The following is a 23,833-nucleotide window of genomic DNA, read 5'->3' as shown; positions in this document are numbered from 1 at the left end:
AGAAAGGCAATCCTTGAGAACTTACATATGTTTTTTTAGATAGAAACTAATTTTTCAAAAATTAACTTAAGCATAAGATAAATTTATAAAAATATCTAAATATTACTTTAGTAAAGAAGTATTTAACCAGCGAGTAAAAATAGGTAATAAATATGTGGGTATTTGTAAAGCACCAGCTAAAGGCAAAAACGCCGGCCCTAATAAGACGCCAGCAATGCTATACGTCAATAATACATTTCGATTTCCCGAAGTAATGGCAGCACTAAGCGCAATAGCTTTACCTTGCTTACGATAAAAAAGGTAAGACAATGCGAAAAACAGACAACACAAGCCAGTGGCTATCAAGAAATAATTCAATGCCATCAGTGGGTCTTGATCAAATAGCATGCGAAAACTCCCCACCAGACCAAAAGGAAAAGCAAACACCAATAAAATGGTATAAGGCGATATTTTTATCAAAAAGCGGCTTAGCGCTTCCTCAGGTAAAAAGCGATGAGTAAAAAATGAAAATAACATTGGTCCAAAAATAAAAACGACTAGACGGACAAAATAACTAGACCAATCAAGCTCTACGCTTTCTGTTTGAAAGAATATCAAGGTGATAAAAATTGAAATAGGCAAAACTAATGTCGTTGCAATCGTCATCGCCATTGCTTGCAAACTATCAAACCCTAATGCTCGAACAATCGCGGGCGTTGCAAACAAAGATCCTGTTGCCGCCACAGCAACAACTGCCAGCAAAAGACCTGAATCAAACGACAAAAACCAGCCAATAAAACTGACCACCCCCATAAATACAGCAGAGTGCAAAACAGTATAAAACCATATTTCTTTACTACCTAATCGCTTCATTAACTCATTTTGCTTCATCCCCAACAAAGTTAATGACATTAGAGTAAAGAGTACTATAGGTAGAAAAGGGAAAAAGGCTAACGATATAGAAGGAAACAGGAAGCCAAGTACGGCAAACACAAACATGAAAGGAAGAGAGTTTCGAACAAAGAACTGCAACATGGGTTGAACACCTTAGATAGGTGGCCCACTTTAAACATCAGACATTATCTAATTATTTTTTGGAACCACAACAGATTTTATTATTTTCAGGTAACTCAGCAAGTTCAACCACCCAATCAGCACGAGCCTTATCAAAAGCCGCCCTAAGCGCTGCTAGCTCATCGTTGGATGCCGGAGAAACTTCTTTTTTGCCACGACCCTGACAAGAAGAAGGGAATGGTATCAGATTATTCTTCATAAATTGTCTCTATTAAAGCATTGTCTGGATATCTATCGACACTCTATGGATAATCTTTAACAAACGCAATGATCAAGCAGATGGAATCCTTATGAAGTTCTTAATATCACCAGCAAAAACACTGGACTTAACCTCCACACCTAACATTGATACCGTTAGCCAACCAGAGTTGCTAGATGAGTCTCAACAGCTCATCAACACTATCAAGCCATATACGCCCGCCGATATAGCGTCTCTGATGAAGCTCAGCGATAAGCTGGCCACACTCAATGTCTCTCGTTACCAGGAGTGGCAAAAAGAGCACACGCAAAGTAACAGCCGTCCTGCCATTTATACTTTTATGGGTGATGTGTATACAGGGTTAGACGCTTACTCATTAAATGAAAGCGATCTTAAATATGCCCAAGAGTCTCTGCGCATTTTAAGCGGTCTATATGGATTATTAAAACCGTTGGATCTAATGCAAGCCTATCGACTAGAAATGGGCACTAGCTTAAAAAACGATAGAGGCACTAACCTTTATCAATTTTGGGGAGATATTATCGTTAACAAGATTAACGAGACCCTTGATGAAGGCGAACTACTGGTCAACTTGGCGTCCAATGAATATTTCAAAGCGGTTAACAAGAAAAAGCTTACTGCAACATTAATCACACCGAATTTTCTCGATGAAAAAAATGGTAAATTTAAAGTCATCAGCTTTTATGCGAAAAAAGCACGTGGTTTGATGGCTCGATACTTGATTGAAAACCGCTGTGAAACACTAGATGAACTTAAAGCATTTGACCTTGCGGGTTACCGCTACGACCCTCAACAATCAACCAAAGACAGTCCAGTGTTTATTCGACCAGAAAGCGCCCAGCCGCAAAAATAAAGAGCGACACAGAAGTAAGCGCTAGCGCTTACTTCATTTACTTGAGGCGCCCTATTGTCACCCGGTCATTGCCGCCTAAATCCTGAAAACTCTCGACCGCAATAAAACCCGCTTCAACAAAACACGTTTGCACAGCGATGGCTTGGTCATAACCATGTTCAAACATCAAATAAGCTCCTTGTTTCATAAAACGAGGGGCAACTTGAATAATGTACTCAATGTCCGCCATACCATGATTATCCGCCACCAAAGCACTTTTAGGCTCAAACCGCACATCCCCCTGAGACAAATGCTCGTCGTCAGGATCAATATAAGGTGGGTTAGATACGATTAGATCAAACAAATTGCCTTCCAGCGCTTCGAACCAACTACTTTGTATAAAAGTCGCATTACTCAATTGATTTCGTATAGCATTGCGCTTAGCAAGAGCGACGGACTCTTCAACTAAGTCCACACCGACGACTGTCGATCTAGGCCGTTCTGACGCCAGAGATAACGCAATCGCCCCAGTCCCCGTACCAAGATCTAAAATACGATTAACGTCACCTATATCAAGCACAGAAAGCGCCACCTCCACCAGCCTCTCGGTGTCGGCTCGGGGAATTAAAGTACAAGGCGCCACTTCTAGGTTCAAACTCCAGAATGACTGCTGCCCCAATAAATAAGCAACAGGCTCTCCCGACTCTCGACGCTCTAATAAGCCATTAAACCGACTAATGTCTGCTGCGCTCACTTCTTTCTCGGGCCAAGTGTAAAAATAGGAAGTTGACACCGCCAAGACATGAGCAAGCAATAGCTGCGCATCTAGCTGAGCCGTCTCTGAAATAGAATAAAGGCGCTGAATAGCGCCTTTTAGTAGTTCATCAATTCGCATAAGCGATGATTACCTCAGATTAATTATCGCCACTTAGTGCTGCAAGTTGCTCCGCCTGGAACTCATTCACCAGTGGATTAATCAACACATCCAAATCACCCGTTACGATTTCATCTAACTTATACAGTGTTAGGTTAATACGGTGGTCTGTAACGCGCCCTTGTGGGTAATTGTATGTACGAATACGCTCAGAGCGGTCACCACTACCAACCAAAGACTTACGCGCTTCGGATTGATCACTGGCCGCTTTTTCTTGCTCTGCTGCCTGCAAACGAGACGCAAGTAGTGACATGGCTTTAGCACGGTTCTTATGCTGAGAACGCTCTTCCTGACATTCGACAACAACACCCGTTGGAATATGCGTCAGACGAATCGCTGAGTCTGTTTTGTTAACGTGCTGACCACCAGCGCCAGACGCACGGAAAGTATCAATACGCAAATCAGATTTATTGATGATAATATCATCAATCTCATCCATTTCAGGCATTACCGCTACAGTGCAAGCCGAAGTGTGAATACGACCTTGTGACTCTGTCGCAGGTACTCGCTGAACTCGATGTGCGCCAGATTCAAATTTCAATTTAGAATAAGCACCATCACCAACGATACGCGCGATCACTTCTTTATAACCACCATGCTCGCCATCGCTGGCACTGACGATTTCGACTTTCCAACGTTGCGTCTCAGCATAACGTGAATACATACGGAATAAATCGCCAGAGAATATGGACGCTTCATCACCACCGGTTCCGGCACGCACTTCCAAAAACACGTTACGGGAATCATTCGGGTCTTTAGGCAGCAGCAATTTCTGCAATACCAACTGAAGCTCTTCTTTTTGCGCTTGGCCTGCTTTGTACTCCTCGACCCCCATTTCTTTTATATCTGGGTCAGCATCTGTCATCATTAACTCCGCTTCAGCAATGTTTTCATCAATTTGCTGAAACTCATTAAAACACTTAACAACAGGCTCAAGCTCTGCATACTCTTTGGAGTAAGAGCGGAATAAATCCTGATCCATGATAACTTCCGCCACACCTAACAATGCAGCCAACTCGTCATAGCGATCAGATAAACTTTCTAATTTTAACTTTATGGATTCTTTCATTTTTTAATTATCTTTTTCTTCGTAAATGCCCAATACATTTGAGGCAATGATTAATGCGTCTTGATCAGCGTCGGCGCCCGCATCACGCAAATAGCGTGTTGGAGCATGGATGAGCTTATTCATTAAGCCATGAGCCAGTTTATTAATAACCTGCTCTGGTGGCTGGCCCATTTCAAGACCTTTAAGCGCTTTTTCTAATTCTGTATTTTTAATGGCTTCAGAGGACTGTCTAAAGGTCACAATCAAGTCAGATACTTTTCTCGACTCAACCACTCGCCGATAAGAATCTACCCCTTCTTCTATCATTTGCTCAGCCGCTTTCGCCGCATCTTGCCTTGCTCTGACATTTTCTTCAATCACTGAATGAAGGTCATCGACAGTATAAAGATAAGCGTCGTCTACTTCTTCAACTTCTGGCTCGATATCTCGAGGCACTGCGATATCAATTAATAGCATTGGTTTATGGCGACGCTGTGATGTGGCGCGCTCTACCATGCCCTTACCAATGATGGGTAATTGGCTAGCCGTAGAAGAAATGACAATATCAGCTTGCGATAAATACTCGCCAATATCACCAAGCATAATAGCTTCCGCATCCAGTTCATCTGCCAAAACTTGAGCTCTTGCCAACGTTCGGTTGGCTACAATAATATTTTTAATACCATTTTCTTTTAGGTGTCTTGCCACCAGCTCAATGGTTTGTCCGGCGCCAATTAACAGCGCGGTGCTGTTTCTAATATCGGCAAAAATTCGCTGCGCAAGACTCACTGCTGCAAACGCAATAGAAACTGGGTTTTCACCTATAGCCGTATCGGTACGTACGCGCTTAGCAACAGAAAATGTACGCTGAAACAAAGATTCCAACTCTGGCCCAATACATGAACCTTCTTGCGAAACGGCATATGCCGACTTTACCTGCCCAAGAATTTGAGGCTCCCCAAGAATCAAAGAATCTAAGCCAGATGCCACTCGCATGACATGACGCACGCTATCATCCGCAGAGTGCGTATAACAATATTGCTGCAACTCAGGCAACGCAATACCGTGGTATTCACTTAGCCAAGCAATGACGTCGCCCGCCTTAGTAAGATCTTCTATAGAACAATAAAGCTCGGTGCGATTACAGGTCGATACTATTACTGCTTCATTGGCTTTTTTCTCAGAAATCAGAGAAGACAAGGCATCGATCATCTTTTCAGGCGCAAAGGCCACGCGCTCACGTATCGAGACCGGCGCAGTTTTGTGATTTACACCTACAGTAATTAGCGGCATTCAGGACTCTTCTCAAAGATCGAGATCTTAAGGTAATGACAGAAGCAAGCATTGCTCCAACATGACTCTTTACATAAAGAAGACACATTATACGAGAAATTCGCTTTTTTTCGCACCCCATATGACCAATAAAAGTAATAGGATTAGTTTATAGTTATGACTGACATAACGAGCCGCTAACGATACCATAAGGGTTGTATGAATTTAGCATCGAGAAAAAAAATGCCTGCTGTTTTAGGCCCTATACACAAAAAAGATTCTCCAACGCCCGTTCAGAAAGGGTTGCTGTTGTTGTTAGCGCTACTAAGCCTGCCTCTAGTAAGCGCGTGTAGCCAAGATACACGCCAACAAAACACCTTGCCTCCGATCAAAGAATCGTTTCAGACAGGGAACTTTACTAATGAAAATGAAATTGAAGAATTGCTTAATGCTGAATTCACATTGCAAAGAGAAGGCCCTAATAAAGCGTTCGAACCATTTTATAAGCTAGCCAGTCAATCCGGTGATATCCAGTTAATCGAAAGACTAATGCACATTGCGGTGGTTTCTCAGAATCACTTGTACATAGAAAGAAGTGCAAACTTATGGCTCTCTGCTGAACCGACGGCCGAAGCGGCCTATGCGTTAAAGTTACAAGTTCTCATCAAAGACAACCGTACGGAAGAGGTCACGACACTACTCACGAACGCCATTCGACATAAGGTTTCTCTGCGATTCCTGCCTCTTTATCTTGAAGACAATGTTCGTAATAATGACCAGATCAACACCATAGAAGAGGCAATTTCAGCCCTTTCACCAGAATATAAAGCGAATCAGTACGTACAATTGAGCTACGCACATTTACAACTGCTTACGGGAAAATACCAACTCGCGGTTAATACATCAGAAAAACTGTTAGCCAACCCCAATACAGATAAAAATGAAACACTTCATCTTATTCTCGCTTTTAGCCAAAAAAACCTAGGTCTTACAGAGGATGCAATCAAAACGCTTCAAACAGCATCAAAGCTTTTCCCAAATAACACTAGAGTCATCACACCTTTAATTGATTTTTTGGTTGAAAATGGACAATCAAAGCGTGCTAGCGAAATTTATCAAAAAGCAGATTTAAACTCACCGGAAAAACTACAAGTTGGTATTAATTTAATGCGAGCTTTACTGGAACACAACCAACCAAAATTAGCATTAGCAACGGCCAACAGTCTTCCCGAAGAGCAACTCGGTTTATCAGATCAAATACAATATTTAACGGCTATCGCCACAGCTCAACTAGACAAAAAAGCACAAGCCATTGCATTGATGGAAAAAGTAGAAGGTGCTCTACAGACCAACGCCACCAACCAAATCGCGCTGTGGCTATATGACGAGAACCAAGAAAATGACATTAATAGTATGGTGCTCAATCGAACGCAGCGAGAAAACATGCCAGAGCAAGTTGCTGCGATCAGTCGCCTTCACGAGGAAAAAGGCCGAACTGACCTATCATTCCAGCTAGTCAGCGATGCCTTGGTCGCACTTCCAGAATCGGATGCACTGCGCTATCACAAAGCCTTACTTGCTGACACCCTAGGTAACTGGAAAACGACTGAAAACGAGCTTACCACCTTACTACAAAAAGACCCGCACAATCCTCAGTACTTGAATGCACTCGGCTATACCTTACTCACCCGGACCAAACGACTTGATGAAGCCATGAAGTACATTGAATCAGCTTACGAAAAAACAGACAATGATCCAGCCATAATAGATAGCCTAGGGTGGGGCTTTTTCCTGAAGGGAGAGCTTGAACAGTCTTCTTACTACTTAAAAAAAGCCTGGTCTATTTTACCTGACGCAGAAATAGCAGCGCATTATGGCGAATCCTTATGGAAACAACATCATTATGAAGAAGCAATATCGATCTGGGAAAGCGCATTAGAGACATCACCCGATACACCACTTTTAATCGATACCATAAAACGACTGTCACCGTCGTTACTGGAAGAACAAAAACAGGACTCATCATCATGACTTATCGCACGCTCTACATTCTTGCTTTTACCGCACTCATTAGTGCCTGTAGTTCTAGGCCAACAGGGCCACAAATACCGCCACCAGAAAGTGTAGACGCCATTTCAAAATGGGAAACCTCCGGCAGAGTAGGCATACGAACCAAAAATGATGCGGTTTCCGGCAATTTTAATTGGCAAAAAGATCCAAAAACGTTTGCCTTAAATATCGTTGGTCCATTTGGTCAAGGTGCAACTAACCTAAGCCAAACAACAGATGGGAAGGTGACCCTATCCTATGAGGATAAAGTCATCACAGGCAATGACCCAGCGACACTTCTACAGCAAGAATTAGGCTGGGAGTTCCCTGTTGCTCAAGTTACCTATTGGATCAGAGGACTGGTTGCTCCAACTTCTACGGCTAACGTGACTAGAGACCCAGAAACGCAGTTACCAGAGAAAATAGAACAAGATGGTTGGATTATTACCTACAGCAATTACGAAAAAATAGACGGCTTACCTTTACCGCAAAAAATGCAGGTATCCAACCCGCCGTTTAGAGTCAACCTAATCATCAACCAATGGACTATCCAGTAACCAAGATGCAATTACCTTCTCCTGCAAAATTAAATTTATTTTTACATATCACAGGTCGACGAGAAGACGGCTACCATGAACTGCAAACTCTGTTTCAGTTCATTGATTTGTGCGATACGCTGGATTTTACACTGACACATAATAAAAAAATCACTATTTCACCCATAATTGAACGACTGCCTACCGAAGACAACCTCATTTATAAAGCAGCAAAACTGCTTACACCATTCAGAAAAGACCTCACTTTCGGCATTGATATTATTCTGACAAAACAATTACCTATGGGTGGTGGCATTGGCGGTGGCAGCTCAAACGCAGCAACGACTTTACTGGCCCTAAACGTACTGTGGAAATGCCATCTTTCTTTGGAAAAGCTAGCCGAATTAGGCGTACAATTAGGCGCTGACATTCCTGTTTTTATCATGGGATTTTCAGCCTTTGCAGAAGGCGTTGGAGAGAAGCTGCAAAAAGTTGAGTTAGACACTCCATATTTTTTACTCCTCAAGCCCAATTGCCATGTCTCAACTGGTCAAATATTTACCGATAAATATTTGACAAGAGACACCCCTCCCATCAGAATATCGCACGCCTTGAAGCTGGGTGGGCATAATGATTGCTTAGACGTGGTAAAAAAGCACAATCCTGAGGTCAATGAAGCGTATTTATGGTTGAAAAATCATGGCGACGCGAAGCTAACAGGAACAGGCGCTTGTTTATTTTTAGCATTCGATAATTTGCGCGACGCAGAACGAGTAAGATCGTCTACACCGAAAAAATGGCAGAGCTGGGTTTGCCGTGGTTGTAACACTTCTCCAACACATGACGCGCTAAACCAGTGGATTGAGCAAAATAGGAACTAATGTGCCTATATAAACACATAGTCCTCGGCCTGTCTTTCCTTGGCCAGTCAATAGTCATCGCTACAAAATACAAAAGGTATACACAGTGTCCAAGTTGATGGTTTTTACCGGTAATGCAAACCCTGAACTCGCTCGCAGGGTGGTTCGTCGCCTAGGGCTACCTATCGGAAACGCAACCGTAGGTAAATTTAGCGACGGAGAAATTACGGTCGAGATCAATGAAAATGTTCGCGGTAAAGACGTTTTCATTATCCAATCTACCTGTGCACCTAGTAATGATAATTTAATGGAACTTATCGTCATGGCCGACGCATTACGTCGTGCTTCGGCCACTCGCGTAACAGCTGTTATCCCTTACTTTGGATACGCTCGTCAGGATCGTCGCGTACGTTCTGCACGTGTACCAATTACAGCAAAAGTAGTCGCAGATATGATTTCAGCAGTAGGCATCAACCGCGTACTAACGGTTGATCTTCACGCAGACCAAATTCAAGGATTCTTTGATATCCCTGTTGATAACGTCTATGCAACCCCTTTGCTGCTAGATGATTTGCAACGCCAAGGCCATGAAAATATCACGGTTGTTTCTCCTGATGTTGGCGGTGTTGTTCGCGCTAGAGCGTTTGCAAAACTGCTTGATGATGCTGATTTAGCTATTATTGATAAGCGCCGACCTCGCGCTAACGAAGCTCAAATCATGCATTTGATTGGTGACGTTGAAGGCAAAACATGTGTTTTAGTCGACGACATGTGTGATACAGGCGGTACTCTGTGCGCAGCGGCAAAAGCCCTAAAAGAACATGGCGCTGCAAAAGTACTTGCTTACTGTACTCACCCTGTACTGTCTGGCAAAGCTATTGAAAACATTAAGAATTCCGTGCTTGATGAGTTGGTCGTGACTGATACCATCCCATTGACACAAGAGGCGCTTAACTGCCCTCAAATACGCCAATTGTCGATGTCTGACATTATGGCGGAGGCTGTTCGTCGCGTATGCAACGAAGAGTCTATCAGTGCCATGTTTGGGGCCTAAGCCAAACACTAACGCTCGGAACGGGTCGCATTTCTGGGCACAAACTTTATTAATTATTAGGAAAATACCATGTCATTATCTATTAATGCCGTAGCACGTACTCAAGAAGGTAAAGGTGCGAGCCGCCGCCTTCGTAACGAAGGCCTAGTGCCTGCTGTTATTTATGGCGGTGAGACTGCTCCAGTATCTATCTCTTTCAAAGACAACGAGCTACTTAAAGCTGTTGGCACTCCAGGCTTCTTGACAGGCCTAGTTGAAGTAACAGTAGAAGGCAAAACTGAGCAAGTTCTTGTTAAAGCTCTACAACGTCACCCATCAACTGGCGCTGTAATGCACATGGACCTTCAGCGCGCTCAAGCTGATAAAGTAATCACTACTCGTGTTCCTTTAAGCTTCATCAACGCTGCACAAAGTGAAGGTGTTAAGAGCCAAGGCGGTCGTTTGACTGTTGAATCTAAATTGGCTGAAGTTCGTTGTTTACCAGCGAACCTTCCATCCGTATTGACAGTAGACGTGATCAAAGGCCAACTTGATCAAATCTTCCACTTGTCTGATGTTATCCTTCCTGAAGGCGTAGAGCTTGTGTCATTGCTTAAAGGCGAAGATCACGACCAACCTATCGCTCGTATCGGTAAGTCTAAACGTTAAGATCTCATTGAAGGCAGTATTGTGGCAGGTTTCAGATTATTAGTAGGCTTGGGTAATCCAGGCAGCGAATACGAGAACACTCGCCACAATGCAGGCGCTCAGTGGATTGAGGCATTGGCTCGTCAGAGCCAATGCTCTCTTCGTTCTGAGAAGAAATTTTTTGGCCAATTTGGCAAAGTTTATATAGCTGGTGAAGAGTGCTACCTTCTTATTCCCACCACCTATATGAATTTAAGCGGTAAAGCGGTTCAGGCCGTCTGCCAGTTTTATAAAATCCCTCCTGAAGAAATCCTTGTTATTCACGATGAGTTAGATATCCCCCCAGGTACCGTCAAATTAAAACAAGGCGGTGGGCATGGTGGTCACAACGGATTAAAAGACATTATTTCAAAGCTGGCGAACAATAGAGAATTTGGTCGACTCAGAATCGGTATTGGCCATCCAGGCCATGCCAGCCAAGTCGCCAATTACGTCCTTAAAAAAGCCGCTCCAGACGATTACACGAAAATAGAACAAACAATCGACGAATCATTGCGCTACGTAGATGACATCGTTCGCGGCAATCTTAATGCCGTTATGAATCAACTACACAGCTTCAAAGCATAATCACTTAATTATTAGGAATCTCACTATGGGTTTTAATTGCGGCATCGTTGGGCTACCTAACGTTGGTAAGTCAACTCTATTTAATGCATTAACCAAAGCCGGCATTGGCGCAGAAAACTTCCCATTCTGTACGATCGAGCCAAATGCGGGTGTTGTTGCCATGCCTGATCCGCGCTTGGACGCTTTGGCTGAAATAGTTAAACCCGAGCGAGTTTTAGCAACAACAATGGAATTTGTCGATATTGCAGGCTTGGTTGAAGGCGCTTCGAAAGGTGAAGGCCTTGGAAACAAGTTTTTAGCAAACATACGCGAAACGGATGCTATTGCTCACGTGGTTCGCTGCTTTGAAGACGAGAACGTCATTCACGTCTCCAACCATGTTAACCCAAAGCTAGACATCGAGGTCATTAACCTTGAATTAATTTTTGCCGATATCGAATCCATCGATAAACAGCTATTCCGTACTGCGAAAAACGCCAAAAGCGGCAATAAAGAAGCAATCGCTCATAAAGCTTTCCTAGAAAGCATTAAAGCGCATTTAGAAGATGGCTTACCTGTTCGCGCTATGGAAATGTCCGATGAGCAAAAGAAAGAAGTTCGCTCACTGCACCTTTTAACAACCAAACCTACTATGTACATAGCCAACGTTGCTGAAGACGGTTTTGAAAATAACCCATACCTTGATCAAGTACGTGAAATAGCTGAAGCCGAAGGCGCTATGGTCGTTCCTATCTGCAATCAGCTTGAAGCAGAAATTTCTGAACTAGATGCAGAAGAGATGCAAGAGTTCCTTGATGAAATGGGCATGGAAGAGCCTGGCTTGGATCGAGTCATCCGCGCTGGCTATGAATTACTAGGCCTTCAGACGTACTTTACAGCGGGCGTTAAAGAAGTACGTGCATGGACAGTAAAACAAGGCGCAACAGGCCCACAGGCCGCTGGTGTGATCCACACAGACTTTGAGAAAGGCTTTATCCGAGCGGAAGTTATCAGTTACAACGATTTCATCCAATATAAAGGGGAAAGTGGTGCAAAAGAAGCCGGAAAATGGCGTCTTGAAGGTAAAGAGTACATAGTAAAAGACGGTGATGTTATGCATTTCCGTTTCAATGTTTAAGAGATTATAAAACATTTTTCGAAAAACACTTGACCCATTAACAGGTTATATGAATAATATCGCGCCACAGAGGCAGTAGATCGATTTGTATAAACTGTTTTTGTGTTAGTCTGTTGGGGTATAGCCAAGCGGTAAGGCAACGGGTTTTGATCCCGTCATGCGTAGGTTCGAATCCTTCTACCCCAGCCAACAGACAAAAGGCTATGTAGCTCAGTTGGTTAGAGCACATCACTCATAATGATGGGGTCACTAGTTCGAATCTAGTCATAGCCACCAATTCGATAATTGGGGTATAGCCAAGCGGTAAGGCAACGGGTTTTGATCCCGTCATGCGTAGGTTCGAATCCTTCTACCCCAGCCATCGATATATTTAGTAAAACAGTTAAGGCTATGTAGCTCAGTTGGTTAGAGCACATCACTCATAATGATGGGGTCACTAGTTCGAATCTAGTCATAGCCACCAACTTAAAAGAAATCCTTTATTGGGGTATAGCCAAGCGGTAAGGCAACGGGTTTTGATCCCGTCATGCGTAGGTTCGAATCCTTCTACCCCAGCCATCTATGTAAATATTCTTCACAATTCGTCATATCTCCTCCTTATTTCATTGGATTTTAGTTCTCTTCATCCTATAATTAGTCTAAATTTATCCTATCGATATATGGACAATAATCATGAAGAAATCAGCTATTTTACTCTCAACTGCTTTGTTTGCCAGTGCGGCTAATGCAGATTTTATTGGCGCAAATGCAGAAGCTGGACTTTTCGACAGTGACGATGGATCAGCTACCTACGCAAGTATTGATGTACAGCATCCTATTCCTTTAATCCCAAACCTTCGCTTGGATGTCTGGGACTTTGAATCTGACCCTTCGGGAGTAAATATTAGCCATCTAGATTTCACCGGCTATTATGGTGTAGGTATATTATGGGCAAGCGTTGAAGGCGGTGTCACATTTCGCAATCTAGATATGGATAGAGGCGCATCTAGCGATAGTGAATCTGTGCCAATGCTTTTCTTAGCCGCTTCACTTGCTATTCCAGGCACAGGAGTTACGTTGGCCGCAGAATCTAAAAGCATCTCTTCATTTGATGATGTGACTATTACAGACCAATCATTCAAAATACAGTACCAGCCTATCCCTGTTGTCGGCTTAGAAGCAGGCTATCGATCAATCGATCAAGAAACTAATTTTCTTGGCAACACAGATTACGATGGCTATTTCATCGGCATCACAATCGATATTTAACAACTCCAAAAATTTAGAATTAAAAAAAACGCTAGCCTAGAAAAGCTAGCGTTTTTTTATTCTTAATCAACTATTAATCCTTAGAAAAAACGAACTGATTATTAATTACCTGAACTTTAATCATATCCCCTAAAACGAAATTTCCAGATAGCAGTTCATTTGCTAATGGGTTTTCGATCCATTTCTGTATTGCACGCTTCAATGGTCGTGCACCATAAACAGGATCGTAGCCAACCTCTGCCAACTGGTCTGCAGCAGCTTCAGTCAATGCTAAGGTCATTCCCATCTCTTTCAATCTATCATTTAAATGCGCCAGCTGAATGGTCGCAATGCCTTTGATCTGAGACTTCATTAGAGGATGAAATACAACGGTCTCATCAATACGGTTAATGAATTCCGGACGGAAATGCGTTCCCACCACTTCCATAACTTTAGATTTAATCTCCTCATATTGATCCGCAGATTGATATTCTTGAATCAGATCAGAACCCAAGTTCGAGGTCATGACAATAACCGTATTTCTAAAATCTACAGTTCGACCTTGCCCATCGGTTAATCGACCATCATCTAAAACTTGTAGAAGAATATTGAAAACATCAGGATGCGCTTTTTCAACTTCATCTAGCAGCAATACAGAATAAGGACGACGTCTTACCGCTTCCGTCAAATACCCTCCTTCTTCATAACCCACATAACCTGGAGGCGCACCAATTAATCTAGCAACAGAATGCTTTTCCATAAACTCAGACATATCAATCCGAACCATGGCTTGCTCTGTATCAAAAAGAAACTTCGCAAGCGACTTACATAACTCTGTCTTACCCACGCCCGTAGGTCCCAAGAACAGGAAAGAGCCATTAGGTCGATTAGGATCAGCCAAGCCTGAACGAGAACGGCGAACCGCATTAGAGACAGCCAAAACGGCTTCATCTTGCCCCATGACAGATTCATGCAATGCCTCTTCCATACGTAACAACTTATCGCGTTCGCCTTCGAGCATTTTATCAACGGGAATGCCTGTCCATCGCGACACCACGGTCGCAATTTCTTCCTCTGTCACTCGCCTTTTTAACAATCGAGTTTCTGTTGTTTCTTCTGCTTTACTGGCTTTTTCAATCTCGGCCTCTAACATTGGAATCACGCCATACTGTAGCTCTGACATTTTCGCTAAATTACCACTTCGACGGGCTTCTTCCATTTCATGGCGAACTGACTCCAACTCTTCTTTGAGCTTTTGCGCACCTTGAACGGCGGCTTTTTCAGCATTCCAGATTTCTTCCAAGTCAGAAAACTGCTTCTGTAAGCCATCAATTTCAACATCCAGTTCAGCTAGTCGCAGCTTAGATGCTTTATCCTTTTCTTTCTTTAAGGCTTCTTTTTCAATCTTTAACTGGATTAAGCGGCGCTCTAAACGGTCCATATCTTCCGGTTTAGAGTCCATTTCCATACGGATACGACTGCCTGCTTCATCAATCAAATCAATCGCCTTATCTGGCAACTGTCTATCGGTTATATAACGCTGTGAGAGCTTCGCGGCAGCAATGATGGCGGAGTCAGTAATATCCACACCATGGTGAACCTCATAACGCTCTTTTAACCCCCTCAAAATAGCGATGGAATCAAGCACACTGGGCTCCTCCACCAACACTTTCTGGAAACGTCTTTCTAATGCCGCGTCTTTTTCAATAAACTGTCGATATTCATTCAATGTGGTGGCACCAACACAATGCAACTCACCACGAGCAAGCGCGGGCTTAAGCATATTGCCTGCGTCCATTGAGCCTTCCGACTTGCCCGCGCCAACCATGGTGTGAATTTCATCAATAAACAAAATCACTTGCCCTTCTTGCTTTGCTAACTCATTAAGCAAGGCTTTTAGGCGCTCTTCAAATTCACCACGGTATTTGGCACCCGCGATCAGGGCCGCCATATCAAGGGACAAAACGCGTTTATTTTTTAAGCCTTCAGGTACTTCTCCGTTAATAATTCGCTGGGCCAAGCCTTCTACAATGGCAGTTTTACCCACGCCAGGCTCACCAATCAAAACGGGGTTATTCTTACGACGACGCTGCAGGACTTGAATCGTACGACGAATTTCATCATCTCGACCAATAACTGGGTCCAGTTTGCCTTCTGCCGCTCTCGCTGTTAGATCAACCGTGTACTTATCCAACGCTTGACGACTTTCTTCTGCATCAGGGTCATTCACCGAATCACCGCCACGAATACTATCAATCACAACAGCGATATCCGCTTTTGTCACACCACTCGCTTTGAGGCTTTTGGCAAGATCATCTTTGCCATCAAACATAGCCATCAACACAAGTTCGGATGAGATATACTGATCTTTTCGCTTCTGCGCTTCTTTATCCGCTAAATTAAGCAACCGCCCCAATTCTGGAGACATCTGCACATTGCCATCATGGTCATTCACTTTGGGAAGACGAGTTAATAACTCATTTAAACTTTCGCGAAATTTAGCGACAGGAATACCAGCTTGCTGAAGGATTGGACGAGTACTACCACCCTGCTGATCTAGCAAGGCCATCATCAAGTGAAGCGGCTCGATATAAGAATGATCCTGCCCAAGTGCAACGGACTGGGCATCGGAAAGCGCTAGCTGCAATTTACTGGTTAAACGATCTATACGCATGATCTAACATCCTCTGTAACATAAGATGGAATATTTATATTAAAAGCTTAATAGCCCCTAAAAATGACTTTTCAAGAGCTCGGGTGTCATTTTTTTGACACCCATCAATAAAACACAATATTTCTAACCATCTATCCAAATAACAGAGGCCATTCGCCCTGTTTTACCATCGCGCCGATAGGAATAAAAACGCTCATCATCAGTAAATGTACAATAATCACCTCCATAAATCTGTGTCACGCCTGCAGCCACTAAACGCTGCTTGGCCAATAAATACAAATCACCTAGCCATTTACCTTTTTGCTGGGCTGGTTTGAAAGCCGCTTCCGCATCGGGAATAATCGACATAAATGCTTCTCGCACCTCTTCTCCGACTTCAAATGCATCAGGACCAATTGCCGGCCCTAGCCAAGCCATGATAGGCTCTTTTTCATCGAATTTCGCTAAGGTAGACTCTAAAACGCCGGCACAAAGCCCACGCCAACCAGCATGAGCCACCGCGACCTGCGTCCCAGCTTGATTGCAAAAAAAGACAGGCAAACAATCGGCCGTCAGCACAGCACAAACTTGATTTACAGTATAAGATACCGCGGCATCTGCACTTTCAGGCAATACACCGCAAGGTAAAAGTGCCACATCAATTCCATGCACCTGATTTAGCCAAACAATAGAGTCTGGCATCCCTACACGTGATGCAAAGAGTTGACGATTTTGCATCACAGCAAGGGGATCATCCTGAACATGGAGACCTAAATTAAGCCCATCAAACGGGGCGCCGCTTACACCTCCAATACGAGTAGAAACATAAGCACGAACGGATGATGGCGCAGGCCAACTAGGACAAATATAAGAAGAGGCGTTAGAAGACATAACTATCTCCAAAAATAAAAAAAGGCAGCCAAAGCTGCCTCTAAACATACAATTTAATTAAAAATACTCAGAGTCATTACTACCAGACTCTACCGTATCCTTTTTAAGTGCATCCAATAATTTCTTCATATCAGCTGGCAAATCAATTTCCCATTCCATCCATTCACCCGAAATAGGATGAGAAAGCTCTAACTTCTTGGCATGCAACGCCTGACGACGGAAGTGACGCAATTCCTCTTGTAACTCTGGAGAACACGCTTTTGGCATTTTCAAGCGTCCACCATATTGAGGATCGCCTACCAATGGATATTGAATAAACGCCATATGAACGCGAATTTGGTGCGTTCGTCCAGTTTCTAGTTTTAAACGGATATGTGTATGGTTTTTGAAACGCTCAACCAAACGATAATGTGTGACTGCATCTTTACCGTTTACAGGCTCTACCGCTTGCTTTTGGCGGTTATGTGGGTGGCGGCCAATTGGCTCATCCACTACACCACCGCCAGTCATTACACCAATAGAGATTGCTTCATACTCACGCCCCATGCTGCGCTCTTGCAGCTGAGTCACAAGATCGGTTTGTGCGGCCAACGTCTTGGCAACCACCATTAGACCTGTTGTTTCTTTATCCAGGCGATGCACAATACCCGCGCGCGGAATATGAGCCGTCTCTGGTGCATGATGAAGAATTGCGTTCATCAGGGTGCCATCTCGGTTACCCACAGCAGGGTGAACAACCAAGCCCGCCGGCTTATTAATAATCATAATGTCGTTATCTTCATAAACAACATCAAGGTCCATTTCTTGTGCTTCATGCTCTTCTTGAGCCTCGATCACGATGTCTAATGTCACCACTTCACCACCAAATAATTTCTCTTTTGGCTTAGTGATTTTTCCATCAACTTTCAAGGCTCCTTCTTTAATCCAGCCTTGAATTCGTGAACGGGAATAGTCGCTAAACAATTCTGTTGCGATCTGATCGAAACGGTTACCACCCAAATCGAACGGAACTTGGGCTTCTTTTACTATGCGCTCTGCCATACAATGTACTTTAATCTGTTGTTTTCAGCTCAATAATTTTATCATTGGGCTTGAATGTGAAAAAACGTGTAGCGCCTTGCACTTCATCATCTTTCGCAATATAACGCTACAAAATGCCGATTAAGGCTTATCTACTACCATATCAAGGTTTTGATTATACATGGGATTTCATCACTCGTTGCTCCGATTCTCTGGAATAGTAAGTTTTTCTTTATTCATTGTTGCTTGTTCAAGCAAACAAGTACAGGAACCAGACCTTCCAGAACGCGTCTATTACGACAAAGCTCAACAAGCTCTGGAAGAAAACCTTCCCACGACAGCCATTAAGCACCTTAAAGATTTAGATTCTCGATATCCGTTTGGCGAATTTAGTATTCGCGCAGAATTAGATCTAATTTACGCGCAAATGGAGGCAAGTGATTTCATTGCCGCTCATGCGTCTGCTGAACGCTTTATCAAAAATCACCCAGAGCATGACTCAATTGATTACGCTTATTATATGCGTGCTTTATCAACCTACAAAGGCGCAGAGAGCTTAATGTCTCGCTACCTGGGTCTAGACCCAAGCGAAAGAGACTCAAAAGAGCTAACTAAAGCCTTTAATGAGCTCGCTGATTTCACGTCTCGCTTTCCGAAAAGTACATACGCTCCGGATGCAAAAGCACGAATGTATTATTTACGCGAAATGGTGGCTCGTCATGAACTACAAGTGGCGCATTATTATTTAAAAAGGAAAGCGCCACTTTCTGCCCTACGTCGTAGCCAAGAGGTTATTCAACACTATCCAAGTACACGATCTGTTGAGGAAGCCCTAGCTATTAGCATTCAATCTTACAAGGATTTGAATGAACCAGATTTAGCGCAGACTAATCTTGCAGTGTTAAAACAAAACTTCCCAAACACACTACATATCGATGATCAGGGAAAATTCATCAAACTTAAATTACCAAGTGATGCCGATCCAGGATTTTTATATTGGGTAACGTTTGGGCTCATCGAATAAGCCGTATCTAATTGGCATATTGGTTTGCAGGGTAAAGAGTATTTTCTTGCCCTGCTTGCCAGGCTGGATACTTTACCATGACCACTGAATTAAATATTTCCGAATTTACAAAACTAACCAACCAACGCTTAACATTATTATATTGAGATGCATCAAACCATTTCTGATTAACCGCTGCAAACTGACGTATGAACGGAAAAACAGCAATATCAGCCAAACTCATCTTGTCTCCAAATAAAAAGTTCCTTTCGCTTAAACGCTTATCCAAACGAGACAAAAAGACCTCACCTTTATCACGATAGTAGTCTTCACTGTATTCAGGATATCGATCTGCGTACTTATAACGATCTAACCAGTATTTGAAAAAGTGATCATTATAAGTTATCCAAGCCTTCATTCGATTTCTTCGAATACTATTCGATGGCCATAGCTCATTTACGGCTTTCTTGTAATCAGAGCTGGTAAGCGCCCAGAAAATGATATCAAGACTTTCTGGATACCTCGTCCCATCAATATCAACAAGCTGAGGCACACTGGATCGTCCGCCTAATGACAGCAACTCAGAAGGCTTAGACCTCAAAACCACCTCACGTAAATGTACAGGCACACCCAATAAGGCAATCATATATCTAGACCTAATTGCATAAGGACAGCGTCTGAACGAATACAGAACAGGTAACAAAACAACCTCCTTTTTCTAAAAAATCACAAGCATAAAAAAACCATGCCTTTTAATAAACATCTTATACAAAGTAAGAGGTTCACACGCATGGTTTTTGACCGATTAAAAGCTCAATTAAGCTGGAGTAACATTCTCAGCTTGAGGACCTTTTTGCCCTTGAGTTACTTCAAATGTTACTTTTTGACCTTCTTGCAGAGTACGACGGCCCGTTCCATTTATAGAACGAAAATGAACAAAAACATCTGCTCCACCTTCACGCTCGATAAAACCAAAGCCTTTTTCATCGTTAAACCATTTTACAATACCTGATACTAACTGACCTGACATAACAACCTCATTTTTATGTTGCTCTTAAATGAGCAATCTTTTAACTACACTAAAAGCAACTTAGCTTTGAGTAATTCCCTAACGTTAAGCGTTTTAAGCCAATAATAATCTTAAAAACACACTAACTAATTGATAATAAGTCGTTAATAGCAAAATAGAAAGTAGACTAAAAACAAGTATTGTTAAAAAAAGTAATAACACCTAGATGAAATATTAGCCAACTCCATTCTATTAAGTGAAAACCATAACCCACATTAATCCTCCACCAAAACGGTGCATAAATAATCCATGACACCAAAAGGCACCAAATAATGGCATAAATGGAACAATAATTGCTTAAAGCAGATTAAGCTTTAAATTCATTAATCCAAAACACCAATTAAGCCCCAAAAAAGAGCAACTATGGATGATAGCAAACCTTTTCGGTGCAAAGACAAACGTTAGGAGCCACGTGTGACATCCACAAACAGTGCAGTAGAAATGCTAGTTTCCAGTTCAAACACCCTTTTTATATTACTTGGCGCCATAATGGTGTTCGCCATGCATGCTGGGTTTGCTTTTTTAGAAGTTGGGACAGTAAGACATAAAAACCAAGTAAATGCGTTAGTCAAAATAATGACGGATTTTGCTATTTCAGCGCTCGTTTATTTTTTTATTGGCTATCAAATCGCTTATGGAGTCAATTTTTTTGATAGCGCCGCCGTACTATCGCAAGAGCACGGTTATAGCCTAGTGAAGTTTTTCTTCCTCATGACCTTTGCCGCTGCGATACCCGCCATCATTTCAGGTGGCGTCGCTGAGCGTGCTAAGTTTTATCCTATGCTGATTTCCGCAGCGGTAATTGTTGGTATTGCCTACCCACTTTTTGAAGGCATTGTATGGAATGGCAATTACGGTCTTCAAGATTGGCTAACCAAACATTATGGCGCCCCTTTTCATGATTTTGCAGGCTCTGTTGTCGTTCATGCTTTTGGTGGGTGGGTTGCGCTAGCAGCCATAGTATTACTTGGCACTCGTCGCGGCCGCTTTAAGCATGGAAAGCTAGTTGCTTTCGCACCATCAAACATCCCATTTTTGGCATTAGGCGCCTGGATTCTTTGCATAGGCTGGTTTGGCTTTAACGTTATGTCCGCACAAACGCTAGAAGGGGTAAGTGGCTTAGTCGCTGTAAACTCTTTAATGGCCATGGTCGGCGGCATTATTGCGGCCATGCTGTTTGGTAAAAATGACCCAGGCTTTATCCATAACGGCCCATTAGCAGGCTTAGTCGCTATCTGCGCAGGTTCAGACATCATGCATCCTATTGGCGCATTAGTCACAGGCGCATTTGCCGGTGCTATATTCACCACTCTCTTTACTGTTGTTCAACAAAAATTCAAAAACACAGATGATGTTCTTGGTGTTTGGCCACTTCATGGTGTTTGTGGGGCCTGGGGAGGCATTGCCGCAGGGATTTTCGGATCTGAATCACTTGGTGGACTAGGTGGCGTTAGCTTCCTCTCTCAGCTCTTAGGAAGCCTAGGGGGAGTTGTGATAGCAGCGCTGAGTGGGTTTATTGTTTATGGAATAGTTAAGTCTGTAAGTGGTTTACGTCTCAGTGAAGAGGATGAATTCAACGGCGCTGATTTATCAATTCATAAAATTGGCTCTATTGGCAAAGAATAACACTACTTTTGTTGGGCCTGATGGCGGTTCATTGTTTACTGCACCGCCATCAGGCTTTTTCATATTCTAGTTCATTTTAATGAAGGGTATAATTGCCTATTTATCAATAGCGAAGACTCTAATGAAAATCTGGTTACTCACCCATAGCGAAGAACTCAAAAAGCCTTCAGGTACAGGAAAGCTAGTAAAAGAGGTACTGAATGATGAGTGTGAAGTCGTCGTATGGTCCAGAGTTTCACCAAGCATAGATATCTTAAATCTATCTCCTAGTAACACATTACTCATTTACCTATGTAAAAACGAACAACAAAGATTCTGTGAGGATATTTCGCAGTCAATCAACAACATCATTATAATTGATGGAACTTGGCAACAGGCTCAGAAAATATACAATAAATCGCCCTATCTACATAAGTTTAAACACTATGAAATTCAGGGCGTGACATCTATATACACAAAACGTCGTAATCAAAAAAATATCGGCCTTTGCACTGCTGAAGTTGCAACTCAACTATTAAACGAATATAAACATCCAGCAGCATCCACCATATTCAATAAATTTATTGAATTTAATCAGTAACACTTATTCTTATCTCACCCAAATGCTCAACCCAAGCCAGCATCTCATCATCAGCAACAACAACCCCTACATTTTCAGGCGTCCCTGTCATGATTAAATCACCAGGCCGCAATTCAAATACCTCTGACAGTTTGCAAATAACCTCTTCAATTGACCAGGTTAAATTGGCCACACTACTAATTTGCTTAAGGTCACCATTCACTTTTAAACCGATCTCCGCTTTTGCAACATTACCTGCAAGCAAATCTGTTTTTAATGAAATAGGACTAATTGGTGCGGACTCATCAAATGACTTGCCAACTTCCCAAGGACGCCCTTTCTTTTTCGCCTGCGCCTGAAGGTCACGACGCGTCATATCCAAGCCTACAGCATAACCAAGAACGGCTTCTCTAGCTTGCTGCAACGATAGATTACGACCGCCTTCTCCTAGCGCCACCACGAGCTCTACTTCATATTCAAACTGTGATGTGGCCATAGGGTATGCAATACGAGTAACGTCAGAGAACGCAGAAGGCACAACACTAGAGGCATCTTTTACAAAGAAGAATGGCGGATCTCGTTCTGGGTCATCCCCCATTTCTTTTGAATGTTCTGCGTAATTACGACCAACACAAAAAACGCGACCAACTGGATAAACTTGATCATTTTCAACAATGGGCAAATAAACCCTAGATTGCTCAGATACGATATTCTTCATTTAACCCCCAGCAAAGAATAGGAAGAATTAGAAATGGCCTGACTTTAGCCAAATAAAACAACTTGAAGGTACCACCCAATCCTCTAACTTAAACTCAGGCTCACGTAGCCATACACCAGAAGACATTTGAAGGCCGTCATACTCAGCTTGCCCCGATATAACAAATAACTCAACAGAAGCCGATAAGTCCAATTCATGCAATATATCTTCACCATTCTGAATACGAACAAACCAGACTCGCTCCGAACCAAATTCGTAAAGAGGCAGAATGCCAGATTGTGTAGATGACCAAATACCGGGAGTATCTATATAGACTTGATTTAAATCGGTGGTTTGAAACTGATGTAACTTAACTAATAGAAAGCAACCATTATGGCTATGAGGCGCATGACTACTACCGGGAGGATTTCTAAAATAACTGCCAGCGTTAAAATCCCCCTTTTCATCAGAAAAAATACCGCTCAACACTAATATTTCTTCACCTAAAGGATGTGGATGAGGGCGAAAAACTGAACCCGCCTCATATTGCACAAGACTTGTTGCATGGCCTCGCTCTGCCTCTTCTCGCGCCAAAGGCTTTCTATAAACACCAGACATGGGACTTGCAACCCAATCAAGTTTATTTGTATCGATAAACACAGCTTGGGCAAAGTCCATATTAAGCATAACAACCGCCAATCAAAGTAAAACTTCAGTGTAACGGTTTGGTCAAATAACAATCAAGTATTTGTAATATCAAGTAGAAAAGCTTGTAATAAAAAAAGCACCTGATGTTTCCACCAAGTGCCAAAATGTTCCAACAGTCTGCCTACAAGAGAAGAAATATGGAACCTTGAAT

Annotated in this window: 24 protein-coding genes and 5 tRNA genes; 17 read left to right on the top strand and 12 right to left on the bottom strand. The window is 42.7% G+C overall.

The genetic code is table 11. The features are described 5' to 3' along the window. Positions 1–102: 102 nt before the first annotated feature. Positions 103–1,014, bottom strand: coding sequence for a hypothetical protein (locus KDW99_RS04725; protein WP_255828144.1), 912 nt, complete (start codon positions 1,012–1,014; stop codon positions 103–105). A 52-nt stretch (positions 1,015–1,066) separates the two neighbouring features. Beyond that, complete coding sequence (locus KDW99_RS04720) at positions 1,067–1,252, bottom strand: hypothetical protein (protein WP_255828143.1); 186 nt, start codon at positions 1,250–1,252, stop codon at positions 1,067–1,069. A 91-nt stretch (positions 1,253–1,343) separates the two neighbouring features. On the opposite strand from KDW99_RS04720, the gene yaaA reads away from it, so the two are divergent. Continuing rightward, a complete protein-coding gene (yaaA, locus tag KDW99_RS04715) occupies positions 1,344–2,126 on the top strand; it encodes a peroxide stress protein YaaA (RefSeq protein WP_255828142.1) in 783 nt (260 codons plus the stop codon). Between the two features lie 37 nt (positions 2,127–2,163). Here yaaA and prmC read toward each other — a convergent pair whose 3' ends face one another. Genes prmC through hemA form a run of 3 tightly spaced genes read right to left on the bottom strand, consistent with a single transcriptional unit; the run spans position 2,164 to position 5,380 of the window. After that, positions 2,164–3,000, bottom strand: a complete 837-nt coding sequence (gene prmC / locus KDW99_RS04710; protein ID WP_255828141.1) for a peptide chain release factor N(5)-glutamine methyltransferase — start codon at positions 2,998–3,000, stop codon at positions 2,164–2,166. Positions 3,001–3,019: 19 nt separating this feature from the next. Continuing rightward, positions 3,020–4,108 carry a peptide chain release factor 1 gene (gene prfA / locus KDW99_RS04705; protein ID WP_255828140.1) on the bottom strand — a complete coding sequence of 363 codons (1,089 nt, stop codon included), beginning with the start codon at positions 4,106–4,108 and terminating at the stop codon, positions 3,020–3,022. A 3-nt stretch (positions 4,109–4,111) separates the two neighbouring features. Further along, positions 4,112–5,380 carry a glutamyl-tRNA reductase gene (gene hemA / locus KDW99_RS04700; RefSeq protein WP_255828139.1) on the bottom strand — a complete coding sequence of 423 codons (1,269 nt, stop codon included), beginning with the start codon at positions 5,378–5,380 and terminating at the stop codon, positions 4,112–4,114. A 222-nt stretch (positions 5,381–5,602) separates the two neighbouring features. Between hemA and KDW99_RS04695 the strand changes: the two genes are divergently transcribed. From KDW99_RS04695 to KDW99_RS04635, 13 genes are all read left to right on the top strand, one after another. After that, positions 5,603–7,390: a tetratricopeptide repeat protein gene (locus tag KDW99_RS04695; RefSeq protein WP_255828138.1), complete on the top strand. Its 1,788-nt coding sequence runs from the start codon at positions 5,603–5,605 to the stop codon at positions 7,388–7,390. After that, positions 7,387–7,965: a lipoprotein insertase outer membrane protein LolB gene (gene lolB, locus KDW99_RS04690; protein ID WP_255828137.1), complete on the top strand. Its 579-nt coding sequence runs from the start codon at positions 7,387–7,389 to the stop codon at positions 7,963–7,965. The genes KDW99_RS04695 and lolB overlap by 4 nt, the downstream gene beginning before the upstream one ends. Continuing rightward, positions 7,950–8,825 carry a 4-(cytidine 5'-diphospho)-2-C-methyl-D-erythritol kinase gene (gene ispE / locus KDW99_RS04685; protein WP_255828136.1) on the top strand — a complete coding sequence of 292 codons (876 nt, stop codon included), beginning with the start codon at positions 7,950–7,952 and terminating at the stop codon, positions 8,823–8,825. Before lolB ends, ispE begins: the two co-directional genes overlap by 16 nt. Before the next feature lie 85 nt (positions 8,826–8,910). Continuing rightward, positions 8,911–9,858, top strand: a complete 948-nt coding sequence (locus tag KDW99_RS04680; RefSeq protein WP_110577430.1) for a ribose-phosphate diphosphokinase — start codon at positions 8,911–8,913, stop codon at positions 9,856–9,858. 69 nt (positions 9,859–9,927) lie between these two features. Next, positions 9,928–10,506 (top strand): 50S ribosomal protein L25/general stress protein Ctc, encoded by a 579-nt coding sequence (locus KDW99_RS04675; RefSeq protein ID WP_255828135.1) that lies wholly within the window; start codon positions 9,928–9,930, stop codon positions 10,504–10,506. Between the two features lie 21 nt (positions 10,507–10,527). Further along, positions 10,528–11,112, top strand: coding sequence for an aminoacyl-tRNA hydrolase (gene pth, locus KDW99_RS04670; protein ID WP_255828134.1), 585 nt, complete (start codon positions 10,528–10,530; stop codon positions 11,110–11,112). Positions 11,113–11,137: 25 nt separating this feature from the next. Next, entirely contained in the window at positions 11,138–12,229 is a 1,092-nt protein-coding gene (ychF, locus tag KDW99_RS04665; protein ID WP_255828133.1) for a redox-regulated ATPase YchF, read from the top strand. A gap of 114 nt (positions 12,230–12,343) precedes the next feature. Further along, positions 12,344–12,418: transfer RNA gene (locus KDW99_RS04660), tRNA-Gln, on the top strand. A 10-nt stretch (positions 12,419–12,428) separates the two neighbouring features. Further along, positions 12,429–12,505 (top strand) — tRNA-Met (locus tag KDW99_RS04655). A gap of 10 nt (positions 12,506–12,515) precedes the next feature. Next, positions 12,516–12,590, top strand: a tRNA-Gln gene (locus KDW99_RS04650). Positions 12,591–12,615: 25 nt separating this feature from the next. Then, a tRNA-Met gene (locus KDW99_RS04645) sits at positions 12,616–12,692 on the top strand. A gap of 20 nt (positions 12,693–12,712) precedes the next feature. After that, positions 12,713–12,787: transfer RNA gene (locus KDW99_RS04640), tRNA-Gln, on the top strand. A gap of 114 nt (positions 12,788–12,901) precedes the next feature. After that, entirely contained in the window at positions 12,902–13,477 is a 576-nt protein-coding gene (locus KDW99_RS04635; RefSeq protein WP_255828132.1) for a hypothetical protein, read from the top strand. 73 nt (positions 13,478–13,550) lie between these two features. Here the strand turns inward: KDW99_RS04635 and clpB are convergent, their stop codons facing one another. The 3 genes from clpB to rluD all read right to left on the bottom strand — a co-directional run bounded on the left by clpB (position 13,551) and on the right by rluD (position 18,041). Beyond that, positions 13,551–16,130, bottom strand: coding sequence for an ATP-dependent chaperone ClpB (clpB, locus tag KDW99_RS04630; RefSeq protein ID WP_255828131.1), 2,580 nt, complete (start codon positions 16,128–16,130; stop codon positions 13,551–13,553). 123 nt (positions 16,131–16,253) lie between these two features. After that, entirely contained in the window at positions 16,254–17,000 is a 747-nt protein-coding gene (gene pgeF / locus KDW99_RS04625; protein ID WP_255828130.1) for a peptidoglycan editing factor PgeF, read from the bottom strand. Positions 17,001–17,057: 57 nt separating this feature from the next. Continuing rightward, on the bottom strand, positions 17,058–18,041 hold the full coding sequence (gene rluD, locus KDW99_RS04620) for a 23S rRNA pseudouridine(1911/1915/1917) synthase RluD (RefSeq protein WP_255828129.1): 984 nt from the start codon (positions 18,039–18,041) through the stop codon (positions 17,058–17,060). A gap of 160 nt (positions 18,042–18,201) precedes the next feature. Between rluD and KDW99_RS04615 the strand changes: the two genes are divergently transcribed. Next, positions 18,202–19,044, top strand: a complete 843-nt coding sequence (locus KDW99_RS04615) for an outer membrane protein assembly factor BamD (RefSeq protein ID WP_255828128.1) — start codon at positions 18,202–18,204, stop codon at positions 19,042–19,044. A gap of 7 nt (positions 19,045–19,051) precedes the next feature. Here the strand turns inward: KDW99_RS04615 and KDW99_RS04610 are convergent, their stop codons facing one another. Both KDW99_RS04610 and KDW99_RS04605 read right to left on the bottom strand, forming a co-directional pair. Then, entirely contained in the window at positions 19,052–19,726 is a 675-nt protein-coding gene (locus KDW99_RS04610; RefSeq protein ID WP_255828127.1) for a glutathione S-transferase, read from the bottom strand. A gap of 114 nt (positions 19,727–19,840) precedes the next feature. Further along, the gene (locus tag KDW99_RS04605) at positions 19,841–20,053 is read right to left on the bottom strand and encodes a cold-shock protein (RefSeq protein WP_255828126.1); all 213 of its coding nucleotides are present in this window, start codon (positions 20,051–20,053) and stop codon (positions 19,841–19,843) included. 453 nt (positions 20,054–20,506) lie between these two features. Here KDW99_RS04605 and KDW99_RS04600 point away from each other — a divergent pair, with 453 nt between their 5' ends. Next, positions 20,507–21,718, top strand: a complete 1,212-nt coding sequence (locus KDW99_RS04600; protein WP_255828125.1) for an ammonium transporter — start codon at positions 20,507–20,509, stop codon at positions 21,716–21,718. Positions 21,719–21,797: 79 nt separating this feature from the next. Further along, positions 21,798–22,298: a DTW domain-containing protein gene (locus KDW99_RS04595; protein WP_304941378.1), complete on the top strand. Its 501-nt coding sequence runs from the start codon at positions 21,798–21,800 to the stop codon at positions 22,296–22,298. Here KDW99_RS04595 and KDW99_RS04590 read toward each other — a convergent pair. Both KDW99_RS04590 and KDW99_RS04585 read right to left on the bottom strand, forming a co-directional pair. Continuing rightward, positions 22,288–22,995 (bottom strand): fumarylacetoacetate hydrolase family protein, encoded by a 708-nt coding sequence (locus tag KDW99_RS04590; RefSeq protein ID WP_255828123.1) that lies wholly within the window; start codon positions 22,993–22,995, stop codon positions 22,288–22,290. The genes KDW99_RS04595 and KDW99_RS04590 overlap by 11 nt on opposite strands. Positions 22,996–23,022: 27 nt before the next feature. Further along, positions 23,023–23,661, bottom strand: coding sequence for a cupin domain-containing protein (locus KDW99_RS04585; RefSeq protein WP_255828122.1), 639 nt, complete (start codon positions 23,659–23,661; stop codon positions 23,023–23,025). Between the last annotated feature and the right edge of the window lie 172 nt (positions 23,662–23,833).

The organism is Marinomonas rhizomae (assembly GCF_024397855.1).
GTDB classification, from domain to species: domain Bacteria; phylum Pseudomonadota; class Gammaproteobacteria; order Pseudomonadales; family Marinomonadaceae; genus Marinomonas; species Marinomonas rhizomae_A.
This window is presented reverse-complemented; position numbering and strand designations above follow the sequence as displayed.

Excerpts from the sequence above, each read along its gene's own strand:
- KDW99_RS04725 (WP_255828144.1), bottom strand. The coding sequence starts at position 1,014 with ATGTTGCAGTTCTTTGTTCGAAACTCTCTTCCTTTCATGTTTGTGTTT.
- KDW99_RS04720 (WP_255828143.1), bottom strand. The coding sequence starts at position 1,252 with ATGAAGAATAATCTGATACCATTCCCTTCTTCTTGTCAGGGTCGTGGC.
- yaaA (WP_255828142.1), top strand. The coding sequence starts at position 1,344 with ATGAAGTTCTTAATATCACCAGCAAAAACACTGGACTTAACCTCCACA.
- prmC (WP_255828141.1), bottom strand. The coding sequence starts at position 3,000 with ATGCGAATTGATGAACTACTAAAAGGCGCTATTCAGCGCCTTTATTCT.
- prfA (WP_255828140.1), bottom strand. The coding sequence starts at position 4,108 with ATGAAAGAATCCATAAAGTTAAAATTAGAAAGTTTATCTGATCGCTAT.
- hemA (WP_255828139.1), bottom strand. The coding sequence starts at position 5,380 with ATGCCGCTAATTACTGTAGGTGTAAATCACAAAACTGCGCCGGTCTCG.
- KDW99_RS04695 (WP_255828138.1), top strand. The coding sequence starts at position 5,603 with ATGCCTGCTGTTTTAGGCCCTATACACAAAAAAGATTCTCCAACGCCC.
- lolB (WP_255828137.1), top strand. The coding sequence starts at position 7,387 with ATGACTTATCGCACGCTCTACATTCTTGCTTTTACCGCACTCATTAGT.
- ispE (WP_255828136.1), top strand. The coding sequence starts at position 7,950 with ATGGACTATCCAGTAACCAAGATGCAATTACCTTCTCCTGCAAAATTA.
- KDW99_RS04675 (WP_255828135.1), top strand. The coding sequence starts at position 9,928 with ATGTCATTATCTATTAATGCCGTAGCACGTACTCAAGAAGGTAAAGGT.
- ychF (WP_255828133.1), top strand. The coding sequence starts at position 11,138 with ATGGGTTTTAATTGCGGCATCGTTGGGCTACCTAACGTTGGTAAGTCA.
- KDW99_RS04635 (WP_255828132.1), top strand. The coding sequence starts at position 12,902 with ATGAAGAAATCAGCTATTTTACTCTCAACTGCTTTGTTTGCCAGTGCG.
- clpB (WP_255828131.1), bottom strand. The coding sequence starts at position 16,130 with ATGCGTATAGATCGTTTAACCAGTAAATTGCAGCTAGCGCTTTCCGAT.
- pgeF (WP_255828130.1), bottom strand. The coding sequence starts at position 17,000 with ATGTCTTCTAACGCCTCTTCTTATATTTGTCCTAGTTGGCCTGCGCCA.
- rluD (WP_255828129.1), bottom strand. The coding sequence starts at position 18,041 with ATGGCAGAGCGCATAGTAAAAGAAGCCCAAGTTCCGTTCGATTTGGGT.
- KDW99_RS04615 (WP_255828128.1), top strand. The coding sequence starts at position 18,202 with ATGGGATTTCATCACTCGTTGCTCCGATTCTCTGGAATAGTAAGTTTT.
- KDW99_RS04605 (WP_255828126.1), bottom strand. The coding sequence starts at position 20,053 with ATGTCAGGTCAGTTAGTATCAGGTATTGTAAAATGGTTTAACGATGAA.
- KDW99_RS04595 (WP_304941378.1), top strand. The coding sequence starts at position 21,798 with ATGAAGGGTATAATTGCCTATTTATCAATAGCGAAGACTCTAATGAAA.
- KDW99_RS04590 (WP_255828123.1), bottom strand. The coding sequence starts at position 22,995 with ATGAAGAATATCGTATCTGAGCAATCTAGGGTTTATTTGCCCATTGTT.
- KDW99_RS04585 (WP_255828122.1), bottom strand. The coding sequence starts at position 23,661 with ATGCTTAATATGGACTTTGCCCAAGCTGTGTTTATCGATACAAATAAA.